Raw genomic sequence first — 14570 nt, 5'->3', positions numbered from 1 at the left:
CTATAGCGGCATTGTGCCACTATTCCAAAGGCGGAACGTCACTCTCCTTTGGCGAATGATAGCGAACTGGCAATACGTCGTGTCTGAATTCGCGCAGAGGCTTGCCCAATGTAGTGAGCAACGCCGCCTCAATTGCCGCGCGTGCTCTGGCACCAATCGCTTTTCTTCCGGGAAATTCCTCCGGGCTGAACGGTTCCAGGAAATGAATGCGAATCTCGAACGTTCCGGCGCGGGCCAACAGTCGCTTTGCATTGTTCACGCCGCTTTCGTCTCCGATCCATCCGATCCATTCACCAAACGCGCCATAATCCATCACTACCGGTTGCACGAGTACGCCGGGCGGAGGTGGTTCGAGCACGCTCATCATGCTGGTTTTAAATGGTAACAGGCTCTGGCCGTCGGTTGTCGTTCCTTCTGGAAAGACGGTAACGGACCAGTTGTCCGCAAGCGCTTCGCGCAATTGGTTGATTTGGTCGGCCACACCCATTCTGTTTTCGCGCTGAACGAAAACAGTGCGGTTTAGTCGGCAAAGCCAGCCAATCACTGGAACTGTGCTGAGTTCGTATTTCGCGACGAACGCGGTTCCACTTGCCCCTGCCAACGCAAGAATATCGACCCACGACACATGATTGGACACGAAGAACACATCGCGCCGTAGTGGTGTGCCAATGGTGCTCACCCGTGCGCCGATGATCCATGCGGCCCATCGCAAAAACAGCATCGGGATAGGGGAGCCATAGGCAAATGTACGCCAGACATAGTGCAACGGCACCATAACAGACAGCAGTGCCAGAAGTGCGGCAATGCGCCCGGCAAAGCGACAGCGGCCAACGATGGAAATAGGAGTCGTTTCGCCGCGAGCTGCGGCTTCTCTCGACGAATCGGCGTCAATCGTCTCGGTCGAGCCGGACACCGTAAAGCTCCATCCGATGATCGACGAGGCGATAACCGAGTTTTTCAGCGATTTGCTTCTGTAACGCTTCCAATTCGGGGTCGACAAATTCGACCACTTTGCCTGTTTCCACATCGATCAGGTGATCGTGATGTGCTTCAGGAGCGGCTTCGTAACGTGCGCGGCCGTCACCGAAATCATGCCGGTCGAGAATGCCTGCCTCTTCGAACAGGCGCACAGTGCGATAGACGGTGGCGATCGAAATCTTCGGATCGATTGCCGACGCCCGCTGATGGAGAAGTTCGACATCGGGATGATCGTCGCTTTCCGACAGCACACGGGCAATCACGCGACGTTGATCGGTGATTCTCAAACCACGTTCGGAACACAGGGCTTCAAGGTCAATCGTCTGGTGCAAATCGTATCGCCGTTAAAAATAGAACGCCCCGGACCTTATCGGGCCGGGGCGTCTATCACAAGTCATCTGAAACAAGTCGCGATCACGCGGTGGTCGTTTCCTTTTTCTTGCGGCCACGCTTCTGGCCGGGTTTGCGGCCCAGACCAATCTTTTTAGCGAGGTCACGGCGCGTTTCCGCGTAGTCCGGAGCAACCATCGGATAATCGCCACCGAGGTTCCAGCGTGCCCGATATTCGTCGATAGACAAGCCGTGTTCGGTCATCAGGTGGCGTTTCAACATCTTCATTTTTTTGCCACATTCGAGGCAAACGAGATGATCCTTCTTGACGGAAGAACGAATAGAAACGGCCGGTTCTGGGCGTTCCTCTTCAGCGGGGCCATTGTCTCCGAGTCCCGAGAGAGCCTGATACACTGTGGTAATCAGGGTCGGAACTTCGTCTACGGAGACGTTGTTGTTGCTGACGTGGGCGGCGACAATGTCGGACGTGAGTGTGATCAACGTCTCGGTCATGTCGGGTTCGATATCTTCCATCGGAATCCCTTTTTTGCGATCGATATTTAAGTGCGGTGCCCGGTTATACTTTGCAACCGCGAGGTGAACAGTGAGATAAGTTACTGAGGAATACAAGGTTAATTGTAAAGTTTTTCAACCAAGATTTAACCGGCTAAGTCACAGGAATGTACGCGACTTTCAGAGCAGAGGGAGAGCGAAAGTGATCGCGTCTAGCATCGAACCATCTGAAATTCTGTAATAGTTTTTTCGGCGGCCGATGGGGGAAAAACCGAATGAGCGGTAAAGATCAATAGCCGGGTTATTCTCTCTCATTTCGAGAAAAAGCTGTTCCGCTTTCCTTAAACGGGCCTGATCTGCGACCGAATCGAGTAATTTTCGGCCAAGTCCGTGTCCGCGCATTTCAGGAATTACGCCGATAAGCAGCAGTTCATCTTCTCCAGGAGCTGCGCGAACGAGCGTAAAACCGACCGCGGATTCGCCTTCTGCGGGCGTCAGGCCAGAGCTGGCGATCAGATTGTAATGGGTCGTTGGGAACACGAGGGAATCCCCAACTTGAGTTCGGGTCCAGGCTTCTCCCCAATGGGGATCGAACGCAGAGTCCATTACGCCCATTATTCGATCGACATCATCCATCATGAAGGTAAGCGCGCATCAGGAGGGCGGCCGTAAATCGGCGCAATCTCGGATGTCAGGACTTCTGTTGGAAGTGCCAGAACGTTGCGAGCATCCGGAATGACGGTCGAGCCGGCAGCCTCGGTGGATAGGGACGTTGACAATTCACTGGCCTTAGTGCCGACGATAACCTTGTGCGCTCCGCGTGAATTGGCCGCGTCGGGCTGGAGCGAGGCAAAGTTGCTTTGTGGTAGTCCATCAGCTGAAAAATCCTGGATCAGCCATTCGCCGTGCCCGCCAGTCATACATACTGTAACCGGAACGGGTTGTTCATGCCTGCCGATCGCTGCCACAAGCGCCAGAGTAGGGTAACCTAGAACCTCCGCATTCCACGCGATGGCAAGGGCGCGCGCGGTGGCAATGCCAATCCGTACGCCTGTGAAGCTACCTGGCCCCAAGGATACGAGAATACGTCCGGCGTGGCCCCGATCGGGCAATGCAGCGATCATCGGTACCAGCTGCTCTGCATGGCCACGCCCGAGTATCCGGTGTTCTCCAGCCAACAGAGCACCATCTTCGAAGAGCGCCACCGAGCAAGCTTCAGTCGCCGTTTCGATTGCCAGAATCCGCATTGGCGAGGGCGATGCCTTTTCGAACGCGCCGCTTCAAGTCAGACGATGACGTTGAACCGATCGAAGTCGGGCCGGGGGCTGCGATCGAAGATCGACGACGGATCGCCATATCCGATCGAACAGATGAAATTGGACGTTACGCGGGGATCGTCAGCAAAAAATTCCTTGTCGACTGCGGCATTGTCGAAGCCTGACATCGGGCCGGTGTCCAATCCAAGGGCGCGAGCAGCAAGTATGAAGTAGCCGCCTTGCAGCGAAGAGTTGCGAAATGCACCGACTTTGCGTCCCGTTTCATCGCCCTCGAACCAGCTTTTCGCGTCGGTATGGGGGAAGAGCCAGGGAAGTTCTTCGTGAAAATCGATGTCGTAACCGATGATTGCGGTGACCGGAGCAGTCAGAATTTTTTCGCGGTTTCCCTCTGAAGACAAGTCGGCCAGGCGCCGTTTCGCATCGTCCGATTTGCACCAGACAATCCGGCTAGGCTGCATATTGGCCGAAGTCGGCCCCATCTTCACCAGATCCCAGATCGCGCGCATCTGCTCGTCGCTGACGGATTTATCCAGCCATCCATTATAGGTTCGACCTTCAAAAAACAGTTGGTCGAGGACAGCGGAAGACAGGACGTTATCGTGATATTGCTTGGTCATTTAATGATCCTTACGCGGCGCGAACTTCACGAACTTCCGGCACGTAATGCTTGAGAAGCCCTTCGATGCCATGTTTCAGCGTTGCGGTGGAGCTGGGACAGCCTGAGCAGGCACCTTGCATTTGCAGGTGGACGATACCGTCCCGATACCCGCGGTAAACGATATCGCCGCCGTCACCGGCGACAGCCGGGCGCACGCGGGTTTCGAGCAGTTCGTTTATCTGAGCGACGATATCGACATCAGCCGGGTCTTCTTCGACGATCAGGTCGCTTTCGGCAGGAACAGCAAAGTCCGCTGCGCCGTTCGCTGTAAACAGAGGGGCGTTGGACACGAAATGGTCGAGCAGGATCGCCACGACCTGCGGTTTCAATTGCGACCAGTCCACACCCGGCGCGGCAGTGACAGCGATGAAATCGCCGCCGAAAAAGACATTCACCACTTCGCCGGTATCGAACAGCGCCTGTGCCAGCGGGCTGGCTTCGGCCGCTTCCGGGCTGGCAAATTCGCGGGTTCCGGCTGTCATGACAGGTTTGCCCGGAAGGAATTTGAGCGAAGCGGGGTTGGGCGTGGTTTCAGTCTCGATAAACATGCCCGCGATGTAGGAGCGCTATGGCAAGGCAGCAAGGGCATTGGGCGGCGAGACATTCTTTGTGCCTATTCACTATCCCTTCAGGCGCGGCCTCATTATAGGTAAATTCATGAATCTGCTTTCGCGTGCCGCACGGCCTCTCGCGCTTCTCCTCCCGTTTGCTCTCGTTGCCACGCCGCTTCCGGCGCAGGAGGCACCGGTTCCGGTGGTGCCCGCGCCGAAGTATCTCCAGACCGGGGATCAAACGCCGTGGATTTACCGGGGCAGCGATGTCCCGCGAGACAAGGAGTGGCTGTTCGGGGAGCTGCCGAATGGCGTGCGCTATGCAGTTCGCCACAATGGGGTGCCACCCGATCAGATTTCGATTCGCGTTCGGATCGATGCCGGTTCGCTTTACGAAACGGATGCCGAGCAGGGTTACGCCCACTTACTGGAACATATGACGTTCCGGCAGTCGAAGTATCTTGGCGATGGCGAGGCGATCCCCAAGTTCCAGAGCCTCGGCGCGACATTCGGCAGCGATACCAACGCACAGACCACGCCGACACAAACGGTGTACGAGCTGGATGTCCCCAACGCCGACAACGCCAAAATCGCAGAAGTGATGAAGCTGCTGTCGGGCATGATTCAGGAACCGACACTTTCCGCAAAAGGATTGAGCGAAGACTTGCCGATCGTGCTGGCGGAAAAGCGGGAGCGTGGGTCGCAAGCCGAACGCGTATCGCAGGCGACCCGCGAAACGCTGTTTCATGGACAACCTCTTGCCAATCGCTTGCCGATTGGAACGGAAAAGACGCTCAACGCCGCAACGCCGGCAACTATTCGCGCATTCCATGACCGGTGGTATCGCCCGGACAATACAGTGGTGGTGATCGCAGGCGATGCCGATCCGCAGATGCTGGCTGGTCTGGTGGAAAAGTGGTTCGGCAACTGGAAGGGTAAAGGGCCGAAAGTTCCAGCCCCCAGTTTTGGCGAGCCTGTGGCTCCATCGGGCGCCAACCCGGATCGTCCGGTGGGTGAAACCCGCGTACTGGTGGAACCCGATCTGCCGCGTACCCTGACTTATGCTGTGCTGCGCCCCTGGCATCAGGTGAACGATACGATCGTTTATAATCAGGGGATATTGCTGGATGCAGTTGCTCAGGCAATCATCAATCGGCGGTTGGAGGCGCGCGCGCGCGCCGGCGGATCGTATCTTTACGCGCAGGTTCAGGACGACAAGCCCAGTCGTTCGGCCGATGCGACTTTCGTCAGCTTTGCTCCGCTGACCGAAGACTGGCAGACCGCACTGACCGATGTGCGCGCGGTGATTGCCGATGCACTGGCAGAGCCGCCGACACAGGAAGAGATCGACCGCGAAGCAGCGGAACTCGACGTTGCATTTTCGAGCCAGGTCGAACAGCGCAGCGTGCTGGCAGGATCCAAGCTGGCGGACGATGTCGTCAACGCAGTCGATATTCGTGAAGCGGTCGCTGCACCGGAAACAGTGTTGCAGGTGTTTCGCGGAATGAAGGACCAGCTTACGCCATCCAATGTGCTGAAGCACACCCGCGAACTGTTCAAAGGCCGTGTGGAACGGGGGATTTACCTCACTCCGAAAGAGGGAGAGGCCACCGCGGAGGTATTGCGTGACGCTTTGCTCAAGCCGGTGCAGGCCGACAGCAGTTCGCGACTGGCCGCCAAGACGATTTCGTTTTCCGAACTACCGCCCGTGGGCAAGCCCGGTACTGTCACCGCGCAGGCCCCTATTGGTGTGCTGGATATCGAGAAGGTCAGTTTCGCCAACGGCGTGAATGCCTTGATGTGGGCTAACGATGCCGAACCGGGCCGCGTTACCGTGAAGGTGCGTTTCGGGTCGGGCTATCGCGCGTTCGACGCGAAAGATGCTGTCTATGCCTCGCTTGGGCAGAAGGCGCTGGTGCCATCGGGCGTAGGCCCGCTCGATATCGAAGACCTCGACCGGATCAGCAATGGCCGCAAGATGGGGTTCGATTTCAAAATCGACGACGCGGTATTCACTTTCACCGCGCAGACCCGTGAAGCCGATCTGGCCGATCAGCTTTACCTGTTTGCAGCGAAGCTGGCCAATCCGCGCTGGGATGCCAATCCGGTCAAACGCGCAATCGCAGCGGACAAGCTGGCATACGAAACATATTCGACCAGCCCGGAAGGAGTGATTCAGCGCGATCTGGCGTATTATCAGCGGAACAAGGACGCGCGCTTCGCTACGCCCACTCCGGCGCAGCTCGATGTCGCGACGCCCGAAGGGTTCCGCAAGACATGGGAACCGCTGCTGAAACAAGGGCCGGTCGAAATCCTGATCTTCGGCGATTACGACAAAGCCAAGGCAATCGAAGCGCTCACCAGAACATTCGGTGCCTTGCCTGCGCGCGAAGCGATCCCCGCTGCGGCGCTGGCCCGAACGGAAGAATTCCCTCCATCCAGCCAGCCTACCACTGTTCTGCATCATCGCGGCGATGCCGATCAGGCTGCGGCGGTGATTTCATGGTCGACGGGCGGCGGTGTTGCCAACTTGCCTGAATCGCGCCAGCTTCAGATTCTGGCGAACCTGTTCAACAACCGTCTGCTGGACGAAATGCGCGAACGGACCGGAGCGAGCTATTCCCCGCAAGTCGTGTCCGACTGGCCCGAAGATCTCAAACAGGGTGGTACGATCACCGCACTTGGTCAGTTGAAGCCGGGCGATGTGCCCACATTCTTCGCTGCTGCGGACAAGATCGTGCACGATCTGCAAACAACGCCCGCTTCGGCGGAGGAGCTGGAGCGCGTGACCGAACCGCTCAAGCAGATGATTACCCGCGCATCGACCGGAAACACGTTCTGGCTGTGGCAACTCGAAGGGGCCACGACCGATCCGCGCCGGATCGCCATGCTTCGTTCGCTGCTGACCGATTATTCGCGTACCACGCCGCAAGCGATGCAGGCGCTGGCACGGAAGTACTTCGGCGCAGAGCCGGGCTGGAAACTGGCAGTGATCCCCGAAGGGCAGAAACTGGCCACGCGTAAGGGCGGGGCGGACGACGACGGGAACGTCGCTTCGCGGTAAGCCCGATCGCTTGTCGCAGCCACCCTTGGGCAGCCACACTAGGGCTGCCTCAAGATTATCCTGCTTGCGGGGCAGCGTACTTTGCGTTCTTGAACCGGGGCGCGTAAAGCGCGCTTCCCTACAAACCGACGGATATAAATACAGTGGCACAAGAATGGACCCCCGATAGCTGGCAGTCGCACGAAGCGCGGCACTTGCCCGCCTACGAAGATGCGGCCGCACTGGCCGATGCCGAGGCGACGCTGGCCGGTTATCCGCCGCTGGTATTCGCCGGCGAAGCGCGTGCGCTGAAGGCCGATCTTGCCGATGTGGCGGAAGGCCGTGCATTTCTGTTGCAGGGCGGCGATTGCGCGGAAAGCTTCGCTGAATTCCACCCCAACAATATTCGCGACACGTTCCGGGTGCTGTTGCAGATGGCGGTCGTGCTGACATTCGCCAGCAAGCGCCCCGTGGTGAAGGTCGGCCGTATGGCCGGCCAGTTTGCCAAACCGCGCAGTTCGGATATCGAAACGCAGGGCGATACCTCTCTGCCCAGCTACTTCGGCGATATCGTCAACGGGATCGAATTCGATGGCGATACCCGCCGCAACGATCCGCAGCGGATGGTTCGCGCTTATTCGCAGGCAGCGGCGACGCTCAACCTGCTGCGCGCATTCGCGGGCGGTGGCTACGCCAATCTGCGGCAGGTTCACCAGTGGACGCTCGATTTCATGGGCCGCAGCCCGTGGGCCGACAAGTTCTCGCAAACGGCGGACCGGATCGGTGAAGCGCTCGATTTCATGGAAGCGTGCGGCATCGATCCGCAGACGGTGCCTCAGTTGCAGGGCACCAGCTTCTTCACCAGCCACGAAGCTTTGCTGCTGCCTTACGAACAGGCGCTGACCCGGCGGGATTCGCTGACGGGTGAATGGTATGACTGTTCGGCGCACATGGTGTGGATCGGGGATCGCACCCGCTTCCCCGGCAGCGCGCACATCGAATTCTGTCGCGGTATCGGCAATCCGCTGGGCATGAAGTGCGGCCCGAGCCTTGAGCCCGACGATCTGCTGCGGCTGCTCGATACGCTCAACCCTGCGCGCGAAGCGGGGCGGATCACGCTGATCAGCCGTTTCGGCCATGACAAGGTCGAGGCCGGTCTGCCGCGTCTGGTACGTGCCGTGAAGCAGGAAGGGCATCCGGTTGTCTGGAGCTGCGATCCGATGCATGGCAACGTCATCAAGTCCGACAGCGGATACAAGACCCGCCCGTTCGACCGTATCCTCAATGAAGTGAAGGGCTTCTTCGCAGTCCATCGGGCGGAGGGGACACATGCGGGCGGCATCCATATCGAAATGACCGGGCAGGATGTGACCGAATGCGTCGGCGGTGCTGTGGCGATTACCGATGCTGCTTTGGGCGATCGGTATCACACCCATTGCGACCCGCGCCTGAATGCGGCGCAGTCGCTCGAACTGGCTTTCCTGCTGGCAGAAATGCTCAACATGGAAGCGGGCGAGCGACAGGCGGACGCGGCCTGATCTGAGAGTGACCGGGGACGAGCTGTCTCTCCGGTCACTCTGCCCCCTTCAGTGGCGATAGAGAAGGTAAACCTCGGAATTTGCGCGAATTTGCGGAACCGGGGGTTTCGTTCTACGTTCGGGAGGCATGGGAGGAGAGCCTGCCCGCATTGTCACCGGGACCGGTAATACGCTGACGCAGCGCTTCGCTGCAACGCGCGCTTTGACCGAAGCGCTGGCTGCGCCGTTGAGCGAGGCGGATGCAACTATCCAGTCGATGGAAGATGCCTCCCCTGCCAAATGGCATCTGGCGCACACCACATGGTTCTGGGAAACGTTCCTCCTGCGCGACCACTTGCCCGGCTATCGATTGTGGAACGACGACTGGCCGTTCCTGTTCAATTCTTACTACGAGGCGGAAGGGGCGCGGATTGCTCGCGTGCGCCGAGGTATGCTTTCGCGACCGACCGTCTCTGAAATTGTCGAATGGCGCCGCGCAGTCACCGATGCGATGGCGCAGCTGATAGACGATCCTGCGCTGACGCCGTTGATCGAACTGGGCGTCGCGCATGAGCAGCAGCATCAGGAACTTCTGCTGACCGATGTCAAACACGCCCTGTTCCAGAACCCGCTTGGCCCGCCGATGTGGGAGAGAGGTGCAGCTGTTTCCACTTCCAGCGCCGCGGGGGACGTTGGCTGGCACAGCTTCCCCGGCGGCATCGCGATGATCGGGCATGACGGACGGGGCTTCGCGTTCGATAACGAAGGGCCGCGCCATCGGGTACTGATCGAACCGTTCGCGCTGGCGGACAGGCTTGTGACGAACGGCGAATGGCAGGCGTTCATTGCCGACGGTGGCTATCGGAACGCGGCTTTATGGCTGTCCGATGGCTGGGCGTGGGTAAACGCCGAGGGCATCGACGCGCCGCTGTATTGGCAGGGCGATCAGCACTTCACCCATTGCGGGTGGCAGGACCGCGACCCGGCGGCACCCGTTACGCATATTTCCTATTACGAGGCAGACGCTTACGCGACATGGGCTGGCCTGCGTCTGCCCACCGAATTCGAATGGGAGGCGATCGCGCGTGGCCAGCATACCGGCGCAGAGCTTGCACATGACCCGGCAGCAGGCAACCAGCTCGACCGCGCGGCCCCCCTGCTTCCGCGTGGCGGAACGGATCTGTTTGGCGATTGCTGGCAATTCACCCGTTCGGGCTATCTCCCCTATCCCCGTTTCGCGCCGGTGACGGGCGCGGTGGGGGAATACAACGGCAAATTCATGTCGGGGCAGGTCGTGCTCCGCGGCGCAAGTTGCGCCACCGTGCGGGGCCATTCGCGGGCGAGTTATCGCAACTTCTTCTATCCGCACCAACGCTGGCAATTCACTGGCCTGCGACTAGCGAAGGACATTTGATGCCGACGCAACAGGGACTTACCCTTGTCGATAAAGACGATAGCGGCGTGGATACCGCCTTCCGCGGGGATGTGCTGGCCGGGCTGGCGCAGCCGCAAAAGGCGATCCCTGCGCGATGGCTCTACGACGATGCGGGCTCTCGCCTGTTCGAAGAGATTACGCAGGTTCCCGAATACTATCCCACCCGTGCTGAGACGGAAATTCTGTCTGCCGAGGCGGGTGAATTTGCCCGGCTGATCGGGGAGGGCAGAGCCGTGGTCGAATTCGGTTCGGGCAGCTCAGTCAAAACGCCGCTACTACTTTCTGCTGTCGATCCGGCGGCTTACGTCCCGCTTGACATATCCGGCGACTTTCTGAGAGCTGCCGCCGAACGGCTCTCGGCGCAATTCCCCGACTTGCCGGTTTATCCGGTCGAGGCTGATTTCATGCGGCAGGTCGAATTGCCCGCCGAAGTATCCGTATTGCCGAAACTTGGATTTTTCCCTGGGTCGACAATCGGTAATATGGTGCCGCGCACCGCAGTCGACCTGTTGCGGGCCATGCGCGCGACACTGGGCAGCAACAGCCTGCTGTTGATCGGGATGGACCTGATCAAAGATATTGGTGTGCTGGAAGCAGCTTACGACGATGCGGCAGGGGTAACTGCCGCATTCAACCGTAATCTGGCACGCCGGATCAATAGCGAACTTGGCGGGACCATTCCAGTCGAACGCTTGCGGCACGAAGCGCGCTGGAACGATGAATTCGCGCGGATCGAAATGCATCTGGTGGCGCAGGAACCGCTGGAATTCATTGTGGCCGATCAGCCGTTCGCGATGGCGCGAGGTGAGACTATCCACACGGAAAACAGCCACAAATTCTCCCGCCGCAGCGCCAATGCGCTGTTGCTGGCTGGGGGATGGACGCCGGTGGCACGGTGGACTGACAGCGAGGATCTGTTCTCGCTCATCCTCGCGGAAGCCAGCGTGCCACGGAACGCGCCCTAGCGACGCCTAAACCATAGCGCAGCGTATTGGTTCGGTGTAAGCTGACTGCGATGGACCTTCACGCGCTCTGGACTGCATTTTCGCAAATCATCCTCGCTATCCCACGGTCGGGGCTACTTATTTTTACGCTGTGCGCGATTGTCGGCAGTGTGCTGGGCGGGATGCTGGCGCGGCGGGGCAGTGGGGTCGGCAGGCTGGTGAACACGCTCAGCTCGTTCGCGCTGGCGGGGGTGCTGGTCGTGGTGGTGTTGCAAGTGGCGCGGTTCGATCCCCGGCTGGATATCGCGGTGCCCGAACTTGGCCTTCCCCCTCAGACAGTTGCAGGCGGTGAGACGCGCATTCCGATGGCGCCTGACGGGCATTTCTGGGTGCGGGCGACGGTGAACGGGGTGACGGCTCCGTTTCTCGTGGACACCGGCGCGACACTGACCGCGGTGTCGGACACGGTGGCGGAAAAGGCGGGGATTTCAGCGCGTAAGGGTAGCTTGCCGGTGCGGATCGAAACCGCCAACGGATCGGTCACCGCGCAACTGGCCACTGTCGACACGATTGGCTTCGGCAATGTCGAGGCTCGCGGCTTAGATGCTGTAATTGCGCCCAATTTTGGCGAAACCAACGTGATCGGGATGAACCTTCTCTCGCGCCTCGCATCGTGGCGGGTGGAAGGGAACACGCTGATTATGGTCCCGAAAAACCCACGCCCGATAGCAGAGTGAACCAGCGGGTTTGACCGTTATGCTGCACTTGCTAAGAAAGGGGTAATGACGTCACCTTTCACCTCCTTATCTCCGCCCGCAATTGACGCTATCGCCGGGGGTAAGCCATTGGCATTGTTTCTCGATTTTGACGGAACACTGGTCGAACTGGCGGCGACTCCCGATGGAATAGAGGTCGAAAGCGGCCTTTTTGACAGACTGCACGCATTATTTGACAGGTTGGACGGCAAATTGGCGCTCATAAGCGGTCGCGCGCTCGATAACCTCGAAATGCACCTCGGGCCGATGACGATCTGGCGCGCCGGATCGCATGGCAGCGATTGCCGCGATCCCACCGGGGCCGCGATGGGAAGCGCCGCACAGGCGTTGCCGCCAGCAGCGATTGCAGAACTGGGCGCTTATGCCGAACAGGCCGGTATCGATTACGAACCCAAGCAACATGGCGGCGCACTGCATTTCCGCGCGCATCCCGATGCCGGCGCGGATGCGCTGGCCTTTGCCGAGACGCTGGCGGCCGAACATGGCCTGGCTGTGAAGACCGGCAAGGCAGTAGTGGAGGTGGTGCGACCCGGCGCAGACAAGGGCGCTGCTGTGCGAACATTTATGGCCCGGCCCGAATTCGCTGGGGCCTGCCCGGTTTTCATCGGCGATGACGTGACCGACGAAGACGGGTTCGCCGCCGCGCAGGAACTGGGCGGCCATGCAATCATTGTCGGCACTCGCAGCGATACGCTTGCCGAATATCGCCTGCCCGGTGTCAAGGAGGTCCATGAATGGCTGAACCTGTGAAGTCTTCCCCTTCGCTCAATCTCTGGCCGATTGGCAATTGTCAGGTCAGTGCGCTGGTGGACGAGCAGGGCAGCTTTGTCTGGGGCTGCGTGCCGCGAGTCGATGGCGATCCGGTGTTCTGCGCCTTGCTCAACGGCGACAGCCAGGATGTCGGCGTGTGGCGGTTCGAGCTGGAGGGGCAGGTCCGCTCCAGCCAGGAATATATCCGCAACACGCCCAACCTTGTCACCCGGCTGGAGGCGGAAGATGGCAGTGTGGTCGAAGTGCTCGACTTCTGCCCGCGCTTCGAACGCGATGGGCGGATGTACCGTCCGGTCGCGTTCACCCGCATCGTGCGCCCGATTGCCGGAAATCCCCGGATCAGGGTCGTGCTCAAACCGATGACCGGATATGGTGCCAGCACGGTCGAAACGACCAATGGCACCAACCATATCCGCTATCTCACCGGGCGACAGGCGCTGCGCCTCTCCACCGATGCGCCGGTCGGATATATCCTTGAAGGGCGGACGTTCCGAATAGAGGACGATACCCATTTCTTCCTCGGCCCGGACGAGCCGTTTTCGGGCAATCTGCGCGAAGAAGTGCGGCACATGGAACAGATGACCCGCAAGTACTGGCAACTGTGGGTACGCGGGCTGCACACCCCGCTGGAATGGCAGGACGAAGTGATCCGCTGCGCGATCACGTTGAAGCTGTGCCAGCATGAAGAAACCGGTGCGATCGTTGCTGCGCTGACCACTTCGATACCTGAAGCACCGGGAAGCCAGCGCAACTGGGATTATCGATACTGCTGGCTGCGCGATTCCTATTACACAGTGCAGGCGCTCAATCGGCTGGGCGCGCTCGATGTGCTGGAGAAGTATCTCGGATACCTCCGCAATATCGTCGATCAGGCGAAAGGCGGGCAGATACAGCCGCTCTATTCGGTGATGGGCGAGGGCGAGCTGGACGAAACCACCGCCGGCTGGCTGGCCGGGTATCGCGGGATGGGCCCGGTGCGGGTGGGCAATGCCGCCTACAAGCAAGTGCAATACGACTGCTTTGGCCAGATCGTGCTGCCCACGGTCCACGGTTTTTTCGACCGGCGTATGTTGCGCGAAGCGGACGTGCGCGATTTCGAAAATCTGGAAGAAGTGGGCGAAATGGCGTGGCGGATGCACGATCAGCCCGATGCCGGGTTGTGGGAATTTCGCACCCGACAGGAAGTGCACACTTATTCGGTGGTGATGAACTGGGCCGCATGCGACCGGCTGGCCAATGTCGCCGCGCATCTGGGGCTGGAAGATCGCCACCAGTACTGGCGCGAGCGGGCCGACGCGATCCGCGACAAGATCGAAGCCGAGGCATGGGTCGAAAATGGCGATGGCGGGCATTACAAGGCCAGTTTCGAAAGCGATTATCTCGACGCCAGCCTGCTGCAACTGGTCGAGCTGCGCTATATCCAGCCTGACGATCCCCGCTTCGTGGCGACGTTCGAACAGATCGAGCGCGATCTGCGGCGCGGCGAACACATGCTGCGCTATGCCGCGGAGGACGATTTTGGAACCCCGGAAACCGCCTTCAACGTCTGCACATTCTGGCTGATTGAAGCCCTGCAGATGGTGGGCCGCAAGGAAGAGGCGCGTGACCTGTTCGAAGCGATGCTGGGCCATACCACTCCATCGGGCCTGTTATCGGAAGATCTCGACTTCGAATCCGGTGAGCTGTGGGGGAACTTTCCTCAGACATATTCGCTAGTTGGAGTAATCAACTGTGCGGGGCTGCTATCCAGAAACTGGAACACCATAAGATAGGGGAA

14 protein-coding genes are annotated in these 14570 nt (G+C 59.5%); 7 read left to right on the top strand and 7 right to left on the bottom strand.

The annotated features are described in order from the left end of the window. Window positions 1-19: 19 nt before the first annotated feature. From CV013_RS13535 to CV013_RS13505, 7 genes are all read right to left on the bottom strand, one after another. Window positions 20-913: a lysophospholipid acyltransferase family protein gene (locus tag CV013_RS13535; RefSeq protein WP_102156216.1), complete on the bottom strand. Its 894-nt coding sequence runs from the start codon at window positions 911-913 to the stop codon at window positions 20-22. Continuing rightward, complete coding sequence (locus tag CV013_RS13530; protein WP_102156215.1) at window positions 888-1310, bottom strand: Fur family transcriptional regulator; 423 nt, start codon at window positions 1308-1310, stop codon at window positions 888-890. The genes CV013_RS13535 and CV013_RS13530 overlap by 26 nt, the downstream gene beginning before the upstream one ends. 82 nt (window positions 1311-1392) lie before the next feature. After that, window positions 1393-1842, bottom strand: coding sequence for a MucR family transcriptional regulator (locus tag CV013_RS13525; RefSeq protein WP_102156214.1), 450 nt, complete (start codon window positions 1840-1842; stop codon window positions 1393-1395). Between the two features lie 159 nt (window positions 1843-2001). Beyond that, complete coding sequence (locus tag CV013_RS13520) at window positions 2002-2457, bottom strand: GNAT family N-acetyltransferase (RefSeq protein ID WP_328587411.1); 456 nt, start codon at window positions 2455-2457, stop codon at window positions 2002-2004. After that, a complete protein-coding gene (tsaB, locus tag CV013_RS13515; RefSeq protein ID WP_102156212.1) occupies window positions 2457-3068 on the bottom strand; it encodes a tRNA (adenosine(37)-N6)-threonylcarbamoyltransferase complex dimerization subunit type 1 TsaB in 612 nt (203 codons plus the stop codon). Before tsaB ends, CV013_RS13520 begins: the two co-directional genes overlap by 1 nt. Window positions 3069-3106: 38 nt before the next feature. Further along, complete coding sequence (locus tag CV013_RS13510) at window positions 3107-3715, bottom strand: malonic semialdehyde reductase (RefSeq protein WP_102156211.1); 609 nt, start codon at window positions 3713-3715, stop codon at window positions 3107-3109. Between the two features lie 10 nt (window positions 3716-3725). Next, window positions 3726-4304 carry a NifU family protein gene (locus CV013_RS13505; RefSeq protein ID WP_102156210.1) on the bottom strand — a complete coding sequence of 193 codons (579 nt, stop codon included), beginning with the start codon at window positions 4302-4304 and terminating at the stop codon, window positions 3726-3728. A gap of 109 nt (window positions 4305-4413) precedes the next feature. Here CV013_RS13505 and CV013_RS13500 point away from each other — a divergent pair, with 109 nt between their 5' ends. The 7 genes from CV013_RS13500 to CV013_RS13470 all read left to right on the top strand — a co-directional run bounded on the left by CV013_RS13500 (window position 4414) and on the right by CV013_RS13470 (window position 14565). Beyond that, complete coding sequence (locus CV013_RS13500) at window positions 4414-7371, top strand: M16 family metallopeptidase (RefSeq protein WP_102156209.1); 2958 nt, start codon at window positions 4414-4416, stop codon at window positions 7369-7371. 143 nt (window positions 7372-7514) lie between these two features. Next, window positions 7515-8888, top strand: a complete 1374-nt coding sequence (locus CV013_RS13495) for a class II 3-deoxy-7-phosphoheptulonate synthase (RefSeq protein WP_102156208.1) — start codon at window positions 7515-7517, stop codon at window positions 8886-8888. A gap of 127 nt (window positions 8889-9015) precedes the next feature. After that, window positions 9016-10281, top strand: coding sequence for an ergothioneine biosynthesis protein EgtB (gene egtB, locus CV013_RS13490; protein ID WP_102156207.1), 1266 nt, complete (start codon window positions 9016-9018; stop codon window positions 10279-10281). After that, window positions 10281-11267, top strand: a complete 987-nt coding sequence (gene egtD, locus CV013_RS13485) for an L-histidine N(alpha)-methyltransferase (RefSeq protein WP_102156206.1) — start codon at window positions 10281-10283, stop codon at window positions 11265-11267. The genes egtB and egtD overlap by 1 nt, the downstream gene beginning before the upstream one ends. Before the next feature lie 50 nt (window positions 11268-11317). Further along, window positions 11318-11983 carry a retropepsin-like aspartic protease family protein gene (locus tag CV013_RS13480; protein WP_102156205.1) on the top strand — a complete coding sequence of 222 codons (666 nt, stop codon included), beginning with the start codon at window positions 11318-11320 and terminating at the stop codon, window positions 11981-11983. A gap of 45 nt (window positions 11984-12028) precedes the next feature. Further along, window positions 12029-12772, top strand: coding sequence for a trehalose-phosphatase (gene otsB, locus CV013_RS13475; protein ID WP_102156204.1), 744 nt, complete (start codon window positions 12029-12031; stop codon window positions 12770-12772). Further along, window positions 12757-14565 carry a glycoside hydrolase family 15 protein gene (locus tag CV013_RS13470; protein ID WP_102156203.1) on the top strand — a complete coding sequence of 603 codons (1809 nt, stop codon included), beginning with the start codon at window positions 12757-12759 and terminating at the stop codon, window positions 14563-14565. The genes otsB and CV013_RS13470 overlap by 16 nt, the downstream gene beginning before the upstream one ends. The last annotated feature ends 5 nt before the right edge of the window (window positions 14566-14570 follow it).

Origin of the sequence: Tsuneonella flava, assembly GCF_002870965.1 — a bacterium.
Lineage (GTDB): Bacteria > Pseudomonadota > Alphaproteobacteria > Sphingomonadales > Sphingomonadaceae > Tsuneonella > Tsuneonella flava.
This window is presented reverse-complemented; position numbering and strand designations above follow the sequence as displayed.

What these genes read in the sequence shown, in the direction of transcription:
- CV013_RS13505 (WP_102156210.1), bottom strand. Translation starts at nt 4,304, where the DNA reads ATGTTTATCGAGACTGAAACCACGCCCAACCCCGCTTCGCTCAAATTC.
- egtD (WP_102156206.1), top strand. Translation starts at nt 10,281, where the DNA reads ATGCCGACGCAACAGGGACTTACCCTTGTCGATAAAGACGATAGCGGC.
- CV013_RS13480 (WP_102156205.1), top strand. Translation starts at nt 11,318, where the DNA reads ATGGACCTTCACGCGCTCTGGACTGCATTTTCGCAAATCATCCTCGCT.
- CV013_RS13470 (WP_102156203.1), top strand. Translation starts at nt 12,757, where the DNA reads ATGGCTGAACCTGTGAAGTCTTCCCCTTCGCTCAATCTCTGGCCGATT.
- CV013_RS13500 (WP_102156209.1), top strand. Translation starts at nt 4,414, where the DNA reads ATGAATCTGCTTTCGCGTGCCGCACGGCCTCTCGCGCTTCTCCTCCCG.
- CV013_RS13525 (WP_102156214.1), bottom strand. Translation starts at nt 1,842, where the DNA reads ATGGAAGATATCGAACCCGACATGACCGAGACGTTGATCACACTCACG.
- otsB (WP_102156204.1), top strand. Translation starts at nt 12,029, where the DNA reads ATGACGTCACCTTTCACCTCCTTATCTCCGCCCGCAATTGACGCTATC.
- CV013_RS13520 (WP_328587411.1), bottom strand. Translation starts at nt 2,457, where the DNA reads ATGGATGATGTCGATCGAATAATGGGCGTAATGGACTCTGCGTTCGAT.
- tsaB (WP_102156212.1), bottom strand. Translation starts at nt 3,068, where the DNA reads ATGCGGATTCTGGCAATCGAAACGGCGACTGAAGCTTGCTCGGTGGCG.
- egtB (WP_102156207.1), top strand. Translation starts at nt 9,016, where the DNA reads ATGGGAGGAGAGCCTGCCCGCATTGTCACCGGGACCGGTAATACGCTG.
- CV013_RS13510 (WP_102156211.1), bottom strand. Translation starts at nt 3,715, where the DNA reads ATGACCAAGCAATATCACGATAACGTCCTGTCTTCCGCTGTCCTCGAC.